The organism is Pseudomonas sp. NUPR-002 (genome assembly GCF_056322725.1).
The window spans coordinates 3,881,529-3,895,479 of record NZ_CM150476.1 but is presented as its reverse complement, the minus strand read 5'-3'; the positions used below and the strand labels follow the sequence as shown (position 1 = coordinate 3,895,479).

At 56.8% G+C, this 13,951-nt stretch carries 14 protein-coding genes; 8 read left to right on the top strand and 6 right to left on the bottom strand.

Annotated features, from left to right (window positions below):
- Window positions 1–25: 25 nt before the first annotated feature.
- On the bottom strand, window positions 26–652 hold the full coding sequence (locus tag ACVWSC_RS17550) for a response regulator (protein WP_442108137.1): 627 nt from the start codon (window positions 650–652) through the stop codon (window positions 26–28).
- Window positions 653–861: 209 nt separating this feature from the next.
- Here ACVWSC_RS17550 and ACVWSC_RS17545 point away from each other — a divergent pair, with 209 nt between their 5' ends.
- From ACVWSC_RS17545 to ACVWSC_RS17535, 3 genes are all read left to right on the top strand, one after another.
- Window positions 862–2,070: an EAL domain-containing response regulator gene (locus ACVWSC_RS17545; protein WP_442108135.1), complete on the top strand. Its 1,209-nt coding sequence runs from the start codon at window positions 862–864 to the stop codon at window positions 2,068–2,070.
- A 131-nt stretch (window positions 2,071–2,201) separates the two neighbouring features.
- Complete coding sequence (locus ACVWSC_RS17540; protein ID WP_442114325.1) at window positions 2,202–5,825, top strand: transporter substrate-binding domain-containing protein; 3,624 nt, start codon at window positions 2,202–2,204, stop codon at window positions 5,823–5,825.
- A 331-nt stretch (window positions 5,826–6,156) separates the two neighbouring features.
- Window positions 6,157–6,399 carry a hypothetical protein gene (locus tag ACVWSC_RS17535; protein ID WP_442108133.1) on the top strand — a complete coding sequence of 81 codons (243 nt, stop codon included), beginning with the start codon at window positions 6,157–6,159 and terminating at the stop codon, window positions 6,397–6,399.
- 160 nt (window positions 6,400–6,559) lie between these two features.
- Here ACVWSC_RS17535 and ACVWSC_RS17530 read toward each other — a convergent pair whose 3' ends face one another.
- The 3 genes from ACVWSC_RS17530 to ACVWSC_RS17520 form a co-directional block, all read right to left on the bottom strand.
- On the bottom strand, window positions 6,560–6,898 hold the full coding sequence (locus ACVWSC_RS17530) for a YceK/YidQ family lipoprotein (RefSeq protein WP_442108131.1): 339 nt from the start codon (window positions 6,896–6,898) through the stop codon (window positions 6,560–6,562).
- Window positions 6,899–6,960: 62 nt separating this feature from the next.
- Entirely contained in the window at window positions 6,961–7,566 is a 606-nt protein-coding gene (locus ACVWSC_RS17525) for a TetR/AcrR family transcriptional regulator (RefSeq protein WP_442108129.1), read from the bottom strand.
- A gap of 4 nt (window positions 7,567–7,570) precedes the next feature.
- Entirely contained in the window at window positions 7,571–8,017 is a 447-nt protein-coding gene (locus tag ACVWSC_RS17520; protein ID WP_442108127.1) for a MaoC family dehydratase, read from the bottom strand.
- 168 nt (window positions 8,018–8,185) lie between these two features.
- On the opposite strand from ACVWSC_RS17520, the gene ACVWSC_RS17515 reads away from it, so the two are divergent.
- The 5 genes from ACVWSC_RS17515 (at window position 8,186) to ACVWSC_RS17495 (ending at window position 11,886) form a co-directional block, all read left to right on the top strand.
- Complete coding sequence (locus tag ACVWSC_RS17515) at window positions 8,186–8,569, top strand: tautomerase family protein (RefSeq protein ID WP_442108125.1); 384 nt, start codon at window positions 8,186–8,188, stop codon at window positions 8,567–8,569.
- 77 nt (window positions 8,570–8,646) lie between these two features.
- Window positions 8,647–9,501, top strand: coding sequence for an AraC family transcriptional regulator (locus tag ACVWSC_RS17510; RefSeq protein ID WP_442108123.1), 855 nt, complete (start codon window positions 8,647–8,649; stop codon window positions 9,499–9,501).
- A 49-nt stretch (window positions 9,502–9,550) separates the two neighbouring features.
- Entirely contained in the window at window positions 9,551–9,958 is a 408-nt protein-coding gene (locus ACVWSC_RS17505; RefSeq protein ID WP_442108121.1) for a DUF2000 family protein, read from the top strand.
- A 416-nt stretch (window positions 9,959–10,374) separates the two neighbouring features.
- Complete coding sequence (locus tag ACVWSC_RS17500) at window positions 10,375–10,824, top strand: GNAT family N-acetyltransferase (RefSeq protein ID WP_442108119.1); 450 nt, start codon at window positions 10,375–10,377, stop codon at window positions 10,822–10,824.
- Window positions 10,825–10,956: 132 nt separating this feature from the next.
- Complete coding sequence (locus tag ACVWSC_RS17495) at window positions 10,957–11,886, top strand: malate dehydrogenase (RefSeq protein WP_442108117.1); 930 nt, start codon at window positions 10,957–10,959, stop codon at window positions 11,884–11,886.
- 38 nt (window positions 11,887–11,924) lie between these two features.
- On the opposite strand, the gene ACVWSC_RS17490 is transcribed toward ACVWSC_RS17495, so the two are convergent.
- Window positions 11,925–13,292: a sensor histidine kinase gene (locus ACVWSC_RS17490; RefSeq protein ID WP_442108115.1), complete on the bottom strand. Its 1,368-nt coding sequence runs from the start codon at window positions 13,290–13,292 to the stop codon at window positions 11,925–11,927.
- Window positions 13,289–13,951, bottom strand: coding sequence for a response regulator (locus ACVWSC_RS17485; RefSeq protein ID WP_442108113.1), 663 nt, complete (start codon window positions 13,949–13,951; stop codon window positions 13,289–13,291). Before ACVWSC_RS17485 ends, ACVWSC_RS17490 begins: the two co-directional genes overlap by 4 nt.

Sequence of the window (13,951 nt, the reverse complement as noted above, 5' to 3'; positions counted from 1 at the left end):
TTCCTACAGGCCTTTTAGGTGTCGATCAGGGTGTCAATGCATTGCGTTTGGCAAACTCGGCCAAATCAACCAGTGATGTAGCGCCTAATTTTTGTAGCAGGCGAGTTTTGTAGGTGCTTACAGTTTTGTTGCTGAGAAAGAGCATGTCGCCAATCTGTTTGTTGGAGTAGCCCTGGGCCAGAAGTTGCAACACCGTCACTTCTCGGTCGGTCAATGACTGAATCTGTTCCAGCTCCGATCGTTGCTCCGTGGGATTGACACTGTCAAACGTCAGCGAGGGAAAGAAGGTGTAGCCGGAGTCTACCGCCTTGATTGCGGTAATCAGGCTGCCGAGGTCTTCCTCTTTGTTGACGAAACCACGAGCACCTAGCTGGATGCAGCGCCGACACACCGAATCGGCGGGTTGCGAAGTCAGAATGAGAATCTCGCTACGCACATTCAGCGCTTTGATCCGAGAAATAACGGTAAGTCCATCCAGCTTGGGAATACCAATATCGAGCACGACCACTTGCGGGGTGAGTTCGCGTACTAGCTTGACCGCATCGACGCCGTTGTCAGCTTCGCCCACCACACGCATATCGTGCTTTTCCAGCAGGACCCGGACGGCAAGTCGAATGACCGGATGATCGTCAACTATCAGAACGCTATGCATAGTGTGAATTACCTTGAGAACGCGCTTGCTACGGAACGGTAAAGCTCAGCCGGTAGAGAGTTGACACTATATCCGCGCAGGAAAGTGCTGTATTTGCTGCCGGTTAAGTTTAGGAAATTTCCTAAGGCGCATGGGAAATCTCCCATGGAGATGTCGGAAGTACGCCTTGCACACTGTATCCCCTTCAATTGGGTGTGTGTAGACCTGCGATGCAAGACCTGACTGTTCTCGTGCTGGAAGATGAACCCTTCCAGCGTCTCGTTACCGTAACGGCACTGGAGAAAGCCCTGCCAGGCCAGATTCTGCAGGCGGCAGATGGCAGCGAAGCGGTTGCTATTCTGGCCAACTGCAGTGCAGTGGATATTGTCCTCTGTGACCTGAGGATGGCAGGCATGGATGGCCTGGCTTTTCTTCGTTATGCCAGCAGCAGCGGCAAAGTGCGCGCGGTAGTCCTGTGCAGCGAATTGGAGCCGGTGCTGCGACAGGCGACAGTGTCGATGATCCGTTGCCTGGGGCTGAACTTCCTCGGTGATCTGGGCAAACCCTTCAACCTTGACGGTTTCAGCCAATTGGTCAAACGTTACCGGGAAGATTGCAACGCGTTGCCCAAGACGCTGTCAGCGGCAGAACTCCCCACCCTCAATGACATACAGCGTGGCTTGGATAATGGCGAGTTCGAGGCTTACTACCAGCCAAAGGTCACGCTTCAAGGGGAGCTTCTGGTGGGGGCAGAAGTACTTGCGCGTTGGGCGCATCCTCAATGGGGCGTGCTGGCGCCGGCCCATTTTCTACCGGTAATGGAACAGCACAATCTGGTCGACAGAATGTTTTGGCAACTGTTCGAGCAAGGCCTGGCGCTGTATCAACAAGCGTTGAGGCGAGATCGGACGGTCAATCTGGCATTCAACCTGCACCCGTCGCAACTGGCCTGCACTGCGCTGATTGATCGCATACCCGCACTGCTCAAGCGGGCCGGTGTGCCGCCGGCCAGTGTGACATTCGAGATCATCGAGTCCGATCTGATGTCTGCACCGGCAACCAGTCTGGAGAACCTGGTGCGGTTGCGCATGCTTGGATGTGGCCTGGCAATGGATGATTTTGGTGCTGGTTATTCTTCGTTGAGTCGGCTCTGTGACTTGCCGTTCAGTCAAATAAAGCTCGATCGCTCATTCGTGCACAAAATGCGAAGCCAACCCAAGAGCGCCGCGATCATCAGTTGTGCGGTGGCACTGGCGCGAGCGCTGGATATCTCGCTAGTCATAGAAGGCGTGGAGACTGTCGAACAACAGAAGAGCTTGATTGAATTGGGTGGCACGCTTGCTCAGGGTTTCCTGTTTGCCCGACCGATGCCTGCCAATCATTTCATCGACTTCTGCCTGCAGCGCACAAATGGCAACGTGACAGGCGCAGGTGATTAAATGAGTGAAACGGCTTTGATCTATCATGGCGCGAGGCTAACCAACTAATCAGTAGCGCGCTCTATTCTTTGACGAACCTTTGGCAAACAGAGGGTTCCCGTATTCCCGGAATTTTTGGTCTTCGATCTCGCATGTATCTACGCATTTTTTGCCTGACCTTCAGCCTGCTGTTGGGTCACGCTCCAGTGGTGTCGGCATCACAACCACTGGTGCCGCAGGTGCTGTCCAGTCAGCTCCGTGTCGATCGTCACGATATGGCGATTTCGGCCGAAGACTGGCATTGGTTGCGGCACAAGGCCGAGCTCAAACTCGGCGTAGCTGCAACCGAGTCCGCACCTTTTTCGGTCAAGGTCCAAGACAATCTGTACGAAGGCATCAGCGCCGATACAACGGCCCTGGTCGCGCAGTTGTTGGGATTGCAGGTGAAGGTCGTGTCCTTTGCCACTGAGCAGGACGCGCGCAAGGCATTGCAGGCTGGTAGCGTCGATGTGATCAGTGCTCACGGCAGCACTGAGTCGCACCCGGGCGTGTTGTTGAGTATTCCCTACGCCAAAGACCGACTGGCGGTGTTCAAGCGCAGTGCCGAACCGCGGCATTCTCCTGCCGATCTTGCCGGATTGCGCGTTGCAATCACCGACGAACACCAGGCCGAACTCAAACAACGCTACCCGCGGGCTGATTTGCGGGTATACGCCAACCACGAAAAGGCGATTGCCGCTGCCGCCTTTGGCCAAGCAGATGTTTACCTGGACGACATTTACAGCGCCTATTACCTGATCAATCGTTCGTTTTACAACTTTGTCCGCTTCGAGCGTTTCTCCGACGTGGGTGCAGGTGACTACCGATATGCCCTGAACGCCGATAACGAGCGTTTGCAACGGATTCTGAATGTTGCCATCACCTCCATCGGCGAAGACACGTTGCGCAACGTGGCCAAGCGCTGGGTGGGGAACAGCTTCATTCCCAGTGAGGAGCCGATCAACCTTACCGTGGAGCAGATGCGCTGGATCCAGCGACATCCGGTGGTGCGCCTGGTTATCAACGATGATCTGGCACCGGGTGCGTATTTTGACTCGAACGGGGTTTTTTCTGGCGGGATCGTCGATATCCTCGAAGTGATAACCCTCAGTACCGGCCTGCATTTTGACGTGCTTGCCCGCAGTGGTGGCTTCCCGCAGATCATTGAAGCGGTGCAAAAAGGTAAGGCAGATCTGGCGCTGATGACTGCAAGCCCCGAGCGGGAAGAATACCTGCGTTTTTCCCGGCCACTGCTCAACAGCCCCTTTGTATTGCTCAGCAGCATTGATGAGCAAGGCAGGCTGGGAAACCTGGTCGACAAACGTGTGGCGATTCCCACAGGCCATGTGGCCATTGAGCATCTGCGCAAGCGTTACCCCGAAGCCATAGTCGTCGAAGCTGGCGGCTCGCTGGACTCCATGAACCTGCTCTATGAAGGCAAGGCTGATGCGGCAATGGTGTCGTTGCCTGCTGCGCGCTATTACATCGAGCGGCTGTTTCGCAACAGACTGGTGATCAACCAGATACTGGATGTCGGGCCGGCGACAGTCAATTTCGCCATGCGCCGCAGTGATGTGGAACTGCAATCGATCATCGACAAGGTATTGCAGAGCATTGCACCTGATGAGCTCAATGCGATTTCCAACCGCTGGCGCTCGCCCCCGGGCATGAGTGGTCAGACCTGGGTCGATTATGAGCGGGTAATCAATTGGGTAGTTGCAGGTGCCACGCTTCTGGTGTTGTTTTCGCTGGCCTGGGTGGTCTATTTGCGCCGCCAGATCAAGGCCCGACTCAAGGCCGAACGGCTGCTCAACGACCAACTGCAGTATGTCCAGACGCTGACCGACTGCATGCCGCCGCCGCTTTATGTCCGTGATACCAAGGGGCGCATGCTGTCGTGCAACCGTAGCTACCTCAAAAGCGTCGGCCTGAGCGCCGACCAGGTACTGAACAAGACAGTGCACCAGCTACCCACGGAGAGTTTCGAGGGCCTTGCGGACTTTCAAAACAACATCCTGCAGGCGCTTCGAGATGGCCAGACCGTCGAGTCAGTACATGCCGTTACGCTGCAGGGCAGGGAAGTCTGGATCAACCACTGGGTGCAACCGTTCCAGGATTCGCAGGGCGCGATTAAAGGCGTTATCTGCGGCTGGCTGGACATCACCGAGCACCGGCTGTTGATCGAGCAGCTACAGGAAGCGAAGAAACTGGCCGATGATGCCAGCCGTGCCAAGACCAGTTTCCTGGCGACCATGAGTCATGAAATCCGCACCCCTATGAACGCTGTGATCGGGATCCTTGAACTGGCGCTCAAGCGTGCGGATAGTCAACCGATCGACCGCGCCAGCATTGAAATCGCCCACACCTCGGCAAAAAGCCTGCTAGAGCTGATCGGCGATATTCTCGACATCGCCCGCATCGAATCCGGTCGCCTGAGCCTGTCGCCCAAGCGTGCCAATTTGCGTGAACTGGTGGAGTCGGTGGCCAGGGTATTTGAGGGGCTGGCCAGGCAAAAACGCTTGAATCTGATCCTCGACATCGATTCGAGTATTAACTGCGATGTACTGGTCGATGCGTTGCGCTTCAAGCAGATCCTGTCCAATCTGGTCAGCAATGCTATCAAGTTCACTGAAGAGGGCTCGATCAAGATCAGTATCAGCGGACTGCTGGTCAATGCCAGTTTGCTCAATGTTCACCTCAGTATTGAAGATACCGGTGTTGGCATAAGTCCCGCCGATCAGCAGCGCTTGTTCAAACCTTTCGCTCAGGCGCAGCGCAATGTGCAACAGACCGAAGGTACAGGACTGGGCCTGGTGATCTGTCGCTCGCTGTGCGAAATGATGGGGGGGCGTGTGACGATGAACAGCGCGTTGGGCCAAGGAACGCTGGTCGATGTGGAGCTGCATTTACAAGTATTGGAGCGCATCTGCGTCACACAGTTGCCAGTTCTGCCCTTGGTTCATCAACGCTATTGTCTACAGGTTCTGGTGGTGGATGATCACCAGGTCAACCGCCAAGTCTTACACCAACAGCTGAAGTTCTTAGGTCACGATGTCTATGAGGCGGAAGACGGGCTGCGTGCCTTCGAGCGTTGGCGTGAGCAACCCTTCGATGTTGTTATCACTGATTGCCATATGCCGGTCATGAATGGTGCCGAGCTTACTCGAACGATTCGCCGAGTCGAGCAAGAGCAAGGACTTAAACAGACGGTGATTATTGGTCTTACCGCCGATGCACAGCCGGAAGAGATAGAGCAATGTATCAACGCGGGCATGAATGACTGTCTGATCAAGCCCATCGGTCTCGACGAACTGGATGCGAGGTTGGTGGCGCTACACCAAGATTGGGAAGTTGAAAGTGAGGGGCCTGCGATTTTGTTGCCTCTGATGGCGCCCGCCTTGCCACGATTGCTTGATCTGAAGCCTTTGGAGTTACTCATCAACAGTGACCCCGTAAAGATTCGCGAAATACTTGACGAACTGATCGCTAATAATCGCAGGGATTGTCAATCGCTGAGGGCCTTACTTAATGAGGGTGAGACGGATGGGTTGATGGAGTTGGCCCACAGAATCAAAGGCGCGGCGCGCGTGGTGACTGGCGAGCAGTTGGTCGAATCCTGCCGACGTTTGGAGGTTGTCTGCGCTGATCCACACGCTTTGCCTGAAGACCTCAGTCAGGCGGTAGATGAAGTGGAGTTTTCCATCGTCGAATTAGAACGCGCCTTAGTGGCTCTTTGAGTGGCTAACGGTAGTGGCCTGTTGAGGCTGGACGCTCGTTGAGGTTTACGCTGCCAGCTGCTTTGCCTCGATTGGTGACCGGCATATCTCGTGATCACCATCAGCACTAATCCTTTCGCCTGGCTGTGGTCGATCACCCGGCTGGATGCCCAGGCAGGCAGGTGATAGGCTCGCCATTTTTTAGTGGCGAATTGCTATGAACGTAAGGACTGTATCTGCCTCTGTTGCCTTGATGTGTTTATTCGGGAGCCCAGTTGTCTCGGCTTGGACAATGGTTAATGGGGTCCCCACGTACAAGCCAGAGGAAATTCGCCACTGTGAGCTGGTGGCGATGGATGCGCTGGATATCATGGCCGCGAGACAGTTCAATGAGCCGGCCGCTGAGAATGTGAGCCTGAATCCAAGCCAACTCAGGGAAGAATACAAGGTGCGATTCACCGAAAAAGCCAAGTCTTTTGCAGTGGGTGCCAATCAAGAAGAAAAACACGAGGCGCTTCGGCAGTTTATGGAGCTGGCAAGACAGACCTGCAAAGAGGATTACAGGAACTCCGTTCCTCAGACGCAAACCCAGTGACTGTCGAGCCAAGCCTGTTAGGCTCTGTCTGAAAAGCCTTGAGACTCGGTGATGCTGCGTTGAAAACAGCCTCGGAATGCTCATTTACAACCCGTAAACTCCGCTTCCTCGGCTGTTTTCGCCTTGCCTGACCTTCGTCTCAATGCTTTTCAGACAGACCCTAGTTAATCTGGGCCTTGGGGATGTCACCAAGCTTGTTTTGCAAATAAACCGTGTAGGGCAGCACTGCCGTGTCAGCGACAGCAGACAATGCTACATCGAGCGCTACCAAAGCGGCTGAGGGGTGCCCATCAAAGCCAACTTGGCCTCGTGGCTCGGCGTTCAGCGCGCAGTAGCCTAGTGCCGCGCCGCTATAGATGCGTGGCAGTGAGTCGCAATGAGAATGCCATCGGGCCAGTTTGTTGCTGGCTACCATGTCATCGCGCAACACTGTGTTGATGGTGCCGCAACCTGAGAGGGGGGTTAGCGTTACTAACAGAATGGCTGTTTTAACGTTCATTGAATGGGCTCCTTGCCAGATAGCGAAGGGTACATCAAACACGATTAAAGGTTGGCGAGAAGTTAACCGGGTTTGCCGTCTTTGTTGGCTGCCAGGTTTACAGCAGCCTCAATCGCCTGCACCCACGCATTTTGTCCGACTGATTGGGCCAGTAAGCGCGCTCCAAGCATGGCAGCAAAAATCACCAGAGCTTCATTATCGGCTTGCGTCGGCTGAGCAAAATCGCTCACTTCACCTACTCGCTCTTTCATGAACGTGTCGAGCAGGTGCTTCGCCCCCGCCTCGTAGGCTTGAACGCCTACCTCATCCACCTCCCCAGTGGCTACGCCTGGCGCAAAGGCCAGAAGGGGACAACGATTTTTCGCAGCGCTGTTGCGAAGGTACTTGCGAACCAGAGAAACGGTCCGGTCTTGAGCCGCTTCATCGGCGCGCTTGTACACGTCATTCCAGGCCTCAAGCGATTGCTCGAATGCCATCGAGAACGCCTCGGCAATCAAGGCGTCCTTGGAGTCGAAGTGCTTGTAGAAGCCACCTACCGTCATGCCATTGGCGGCCATGATTTGAGCTACGGAGACGCCCTCGACCCCAGACTCACGAAACAGGCGCGAGGCTGTCTGGACAATCTGGGCACGGTTCTCTTTAGCCTTGGACTGCGATGAACGTCCCACGGTGTCACCCTGTTTTTTTGAAGCACAAGATCTTGGTCACCATGCGCTGCACGACCTCGTCATTCTGATTGGAAGTAATACATTCGGCCACCACGATGCCTCGGTCAGGCTTGGATCGAGACGGCGTGATGCTGAGAATGGTGCTGGTGACGTGGAGTACGTCGCCGGGGCGTGTCGCCTGAGGCCATGCTATTTCTGCGCCGGCGCCAATGACGCCACGTGCCAGCGGCAGGCTTGCCACCAGCAAGCGCATGGTAATGCCTGCGGTGTGCCAGCCGCTTGCCGCGAGCCCCTGGAAGAACGTGTCCTTCGCGGCATCCTGGTCGAGATGGAAGGGCTGCGGATCGAATTCCTGTGCATAGCGAATGATTTGCTCAGCATCCAGCGTGTAATGGTCGCTTAGGAAAATGTCGCCAACCGCCAGGTCTTCCAGGTAGATGGGCTCTGCCATTGTTCGACTCCACGGTGTAAGGAAATAGGCCCTGGTCTCACGGGCGCGCTCACTTGCCAAATTAGATTATGATCACTATCTTATTTTGGCAAGTCAGCTTTCCCATCCGCATCGACCGCGCCTGCCGGGCAATGCCTTGGTACGCGGCCCTGAGCAGGAGCGCTATTCATGCCGTTGGTTCGCATCGACATCAGAAAACACCCCGATCCAGAACACATCAAGACGCTGGGCCGGATCGTGTACCAGGCCATGCGCGACACGATCAACGTGCCTGAGCATGACAACTTCCAGGTACTCACCGAGCACGACCACGACCGGTTGGTGAATGATCCCGAATACCTGGGTATCCCGCGTTCGGACGCTCAGGTATTCATCCAGATCACGCTCAACGAAGGCCGTACGGTCGAGCAGAAGAAACTGCTCTACCAAACCGTGGCCAAGGCATTCAACGAACAGGCAGGCGTACGCAGGGAGGATGTCTTCATCAGCCTGGTGGAGGTCAGGCGAGAGAACTGGTCGTTCGGCAATGGCGTTGCTCAATATGCCGAGTAACCCACCCAAGTACCAAGGGATACAATGACCCTTTCAACCGCTGGCTCAGCCTCGACGACCAGAGCATAGGTGCCCACATGACGCTCCCGTCCGATGGCCAGTTCTCAAGTGACTGGATCAACATTCGCCGTGATCAGGAGACCGGCATCGAGACTGTGCACGCGCACTTTCAAGGCCACGCTTACGATCCCCATGATCACGACGAGATGTTGGTCGGCGTTACGCATCAAGGCGTACAACGTTTCAGTTGTAACCGCTCGACGCACACCAGTACACCAGGCAGATCGATATTGATCGAGCCTGGCGCTGTGCATGATGGCTTTGCCCCCGAGCCGGAGGGGTTCACCTACGGCATGCTCTACCTATCTCAGCGGTGGGTATCGGCGATGACAGACCGCCTCGGCGTGGGCGATGCATCGTCACTCGGCGCTGCCTTTCGCAACACCCTGACCGACGATGTACACCTCAGGAGTGCGATCCAGTGTGCCTTCCAGGCCATTCATCAGAACGAAGGCCGCCTGGCTCGAGACGAGCGCCTGGACACACTTATGGCCGTACTTTCCAAGCACCTGCGCCCCGTGCAGTCGTCCGACAAGGCCGAGGCGGTGCCGGTCATGGAAAGAGCCAAAGAATTTCTGCATGTCCTGATGGCTACCGACGTCAGTCTTGATGAACTTGCCAACTACACGGGTATCGACCGATTCAGACTGACCCGGCAATTCAAGCGAACCTACGGCCAGACCCCGCATGCCTATCTGATCAGGCTGAGATTACGTACCGCCCGTGCCTTGCTGGCCGCTGGCAAGCCCGCCGCAGAAGTGGCCGCAGAGGTTGGCTTTTCTGATCAAAGTCATATGGGCGTGTGGTTCCGGCGCGCGTACCGCCTTACCCCGGCAACCTATCAGCGGCTGTGCACAAATCTAACAGACTGAAGCCTGCCTACGACTCCATCATCACTGTTCAGTTTTGAAGGAGTACTCAATGTTCGACACCAAAGTAGCGATTCTCGTGCGCAATGACCTTGCCATGTGGCAGCGAATGAACGTCGTCGCTTTCCTGGCCACCGGCATCCCTTCGGCTGCACCGCAGGTCATGGGTGAGCCTTATGTGGATGCCAACGGCCATTGCTACGGAAACATGTCTGGCCAGCCAATGCTGATCTTCGAGGCGAATCTGCAGGAGATCCAGAAAGCTCATCGCGTGGGGCTGGAGCGCGAGCTGACCATGCTCCCTTATGTGTTCGCCATGTTCTCTACCGGTCATGACGAGGCAAATCGAATGGTCTTCCTTGAGGAAGATCCGGCCAATATGGACTTCGTCGGTATTGCCTTGCGTGGCCCGAAAAAAGCAGTCGACAAGGCCATCAAAGGCCTCTCGCTGCACAAGTAAACCTTGGCCATTTAACGCAAACGCATCAGTGATTCCTGATTGGGAATCCCATCAACGTTGACTTCTATCTTGAGTTGAACATGCACACTTCACCGCTTTTGTTCAGTGCTCTGGTGCCAGCATGAGCCCATCTACACTGCTGGCTTTCTGAGCCTTTTCATCAATGGTCGGCTTTGGGGCGAACAGAGCCTTGAGCACTCGTCCAAGCGTCGCCCGGCTTGTAGGCAGAGTGTCCGGTGGGATCATGATTGGTTTGGCGGGGATGCTGATGGTTGGTGAATTTTTCTGAGACCGGGGAGCTGAAATCAATGTGCAGGTATCGCTCAGGTGTTTCTTACGCCCATAGGGCAAACATTGTGTATCGACGCACAGGGGTATGCTATTGAGCTGACGGGTACCTACAAGGACGTTCGATCATGACCACAACCCTGCGGCTGGCCTCGGCCAGCGATGTCGAGTTGCTGTTTGACATTCGCACCAGCGTAAAACAGAACCATCTTTCGCGTGAGCAGATGCACGAGCTGGGCATCACTTCGCAGGCGCTCAGCGAAGCAATCGGCAAGCAGCCCTGCGCCTGGATAGCCGAATGGCAGCAGGAGGCTGCCGGTTTTGCCATAGTCGATCTTGACCAAGGGGAGCTGTTCGCTCTGTTCGTGCGCCCTCAGCATGAAGGTAAGGGGATTGGGCAACTGTTACTACAGCAGGCCGAGCACGCGCTGTTTCAGCGGCATGAGGTGATTCACCTGATCACCGATGGCGATGAGCGCATGCGGGCGAATGGTTTTTATCGGCGTTTGGGCTGGACAGTGGCCGGAACGGTCGATGCCCGCGATGTGCGCTTTGAAAAATGCCGTCCGGGGCGCTGACTGCAGGGGCATGGCAAAAAACACATAAAACTACCACTGGCCACCTTCGGGTGGCCTTTTGGTATTCGCGAGTAATACTTCTGTGTACCGGCCGGCCTGTTGCTGGCGGCGCGAACCGCGCAGAGGTGTGAGGTGAACAAACTATCAATCGTGGGTGCCGGGATTGTGGGCGAAGCGGCAGCTCAGATCATTGCCCGGGAAGAGTTCTGTCGTCAGTTGATGTTGATTGATGTGCAGGGTGGCTTGGCACAGGGCAAAGCGCTGGACATCTGGCAGGCGGCTGTTGAGTCAGGCTCGGATACCCGGGTTTACGGCGGCGCCGATGCCCAATTGCTAGATGATTCTGACCTGGTGGTGATTACCGCGGGAGTGCCGCGTAAGCCAGGGCAGTCGCGGCAGGATGTGTTGAGCATCAACCTGCCGATTCTCGATGGCATCATGCAGGATATAAATCAACATGCTCCGGCGGCGACGGTGTTGGTGGTGTCGAATCCGGTCGACGTCCTCACCTATCGGGCCTGGTCGCTCAGCAAGCTGGGCCGCGGCAAGGTGTTCGGGCAGGCGGGGGTGCTGGATACCGCGCGCATGAAGTGTTTCATCGCCGAGGAAACCGGTTTTTCCGCGCGGGATATCAACGCGCTGGTGCTGGGCGGGCATGGCGATAGCATGGTGCCGCTGATGCGCTACTGTACGGTCGGTTCGATACCGTTGTCTCACTTCCTGTCCAGTGAGCAGATAGAGCGGATTGTGCAGCGCACCCGTCAGGGCGGCGGCGAGATTCTGGGTTTGAAGAAGGTGGGCAGCGCCTGCGATGCGCCGGGCGTGGCAATTGCCCAGATGGTAGATGCCATTGCCAATGGCCGAAACAGCATTTTGCCGACGGTGGCGATACTCGAGGGCGAGTATGGGCGCACCGATATAGCCATGGGTGTGCCCTGTGTGTTGGCAGAGCAGGGGCTTGCGCGGGTCATCGAGGTGCCTCTGGATGCGCAGGAACAGGCAATGTTCGACCACTCAGCCGATCAGGTGGTGCGTGATATTGCTGAAATGAAGGCCTTGTAGGCGGCGCTGGAAAAGGGGCTCGACGGCGTGGTTGGTGTTCAGGGTGAGCGTGGGACTCTCAACGTCGCACGCAGCCCCCCGCCAGGCAGATTACTCAACATTACACTGCCGCCAAGGCGCTCCATGATCATGGCGACGATAGACAGCCCCAGCCCCGCACCATGCTCGGAGCCCTTGCTGTAAAAGCGTTCGAAAACACGTTGCAGATCTGCCTCGTCAATCCCTGGCCCCTGATCATTGACGCTGAGCAACAGGGTGTCTCCCTCGCGCTGCAGCGTGACGTTGACCCGGCCGCCACGCGGGGAATGGTTCACCGCATTGGCCACCAGGTTCTGCAGGGCAATAGCCAAAGCGCCAGCGTCGCTGTGCACGTGGAAGTCATCCTCGGCGATCTCCAGTGACGGCTCTTGCCCCTGTTCCAGAATCCAGGGCGTCAGCTCCGCCAGTGTGTCCGTCGTGACTTTCGCCAAGTCGACGGTCACCCAGCTGCGTTGGCTCAGCTGTGGCTCGATTCGCGCGATGGTCAGCAGTTGGTTTACCACCCGACTCAGGCGATCAACACCACCCAGCAGGAACGCCAGCGCTTTGTTGCGATCGGCATCGCTGCTCGCTTCCAGTGCGTTTTGCGCATGCAGGCGCAGGATGGCCAGCGGTGTGCGCATCTCATGAGCGGCGTCAGCAATGAAACGGTGCTCTCGTCGCAGCAGTTCGTCGATCTGTCCGAGCAGTCGGTTAAGGGCCGCCTGCATGGGTTCCAGCTCTCGAGGTAGTGGCACTAGCTGCAACGGTTCCAACGACTCTGCGTGCCGTGCGCGGATGACCCGTGCCATGTTCTGCAACGGTTGCAGTCCCCAGCCGATGGCGATCCACACCAGCAATGCCAGGGCCAGGCTACCGAGTAGGAAGGGCAGAAGCGTATGGCGCACGATGCGCTCGATCAGGTCTTCACGTACGTCGTGGCGTTCGCCTACCCAAATCACCATCTGATGTTCAGGCACGGGCAGGACGAAACTGCGCCATTGTCGGCCCGCAATGGTGACGTTGGCGAATCCCGGGTCGCTCAGCGGTCGGCTAAAGCTCGGGGCACTGGCGGTGTGTACCAACACCTCGCCATTCGTGTTCCAGACCTGGAACGCCAGCTTGCTCTCGTAAGGATGGCCGATGCGGTGTTTGCCTGCACGGCTCAACGCCTGGTCGAAGGCGAGGTACAGCGCATGGCGCCCCGCGTCGTCCAGCGGCATGCTCATCACGCCTTGGAGCAGGCGGGCATTCTGTGCCAGTTGCGCGTCGTAGATCTCATCGATCTCGTGGCTGCTGTCATGGTAGTTGTACAGGGCGAGCAGCCCTGTGCCGACTGATAGCAGCAGCATGACCCGCCAAAGTGTGCGTTGGCGCAGCGACCTCATGCCTTGCCTTCCACCAGGTAACCAATGCCGCGCACGGTGCGGATCAGTTCGTTGAACAATTTCTTGCGCAGGTGATAGACGTTTACTTCCAGCGTGTTGCTTTCCGGCTCTTCATCCCAGCCATAAAGGAGTTGGGTGAGGCGTTCGCGGGTGAACACCTTGCCCGGCTGGGATAACAACTCGTGAAGGAGCACGTATTCTTTCGGTGTGAGTACCACCGGGTTTCCCAGGTAGCTGACCTGCTGGGTAGACGGGTCGAGCGCTACTCCTGCATGCTCGATCACTACCTTGGCGCGCCCTGCGCTACGGCGCAGCAGCGCGCGCAGGCGGGCCTTCAGCTCATTCAGATCGAAGGGCTTGATCAGGTAGTCATCGGCGCCGGCATCCAGCCCGGCAATGCGCTCTTCAGTGGCGTCCCGGGCGGTCAGGATCAGTACCGGTATCGCATTGCCCCCGGTGCGTAGCCGACGCAACACATCGATGCCGTCCAGGCGCGGAAGCCCCAGGTCCAGTACCACCAGATCGAACGCTTCGTGCTGCAAGGCGTGCAGCGCGCTGACACCGTCCTGTAGCCAATCGATGGTGTAGCCCTGCTGGCGCAGGCCATCGCAGATGCCTTCCCCCAGTGCGGGATCGTCTTCGACCAATAGCAGCCGCAT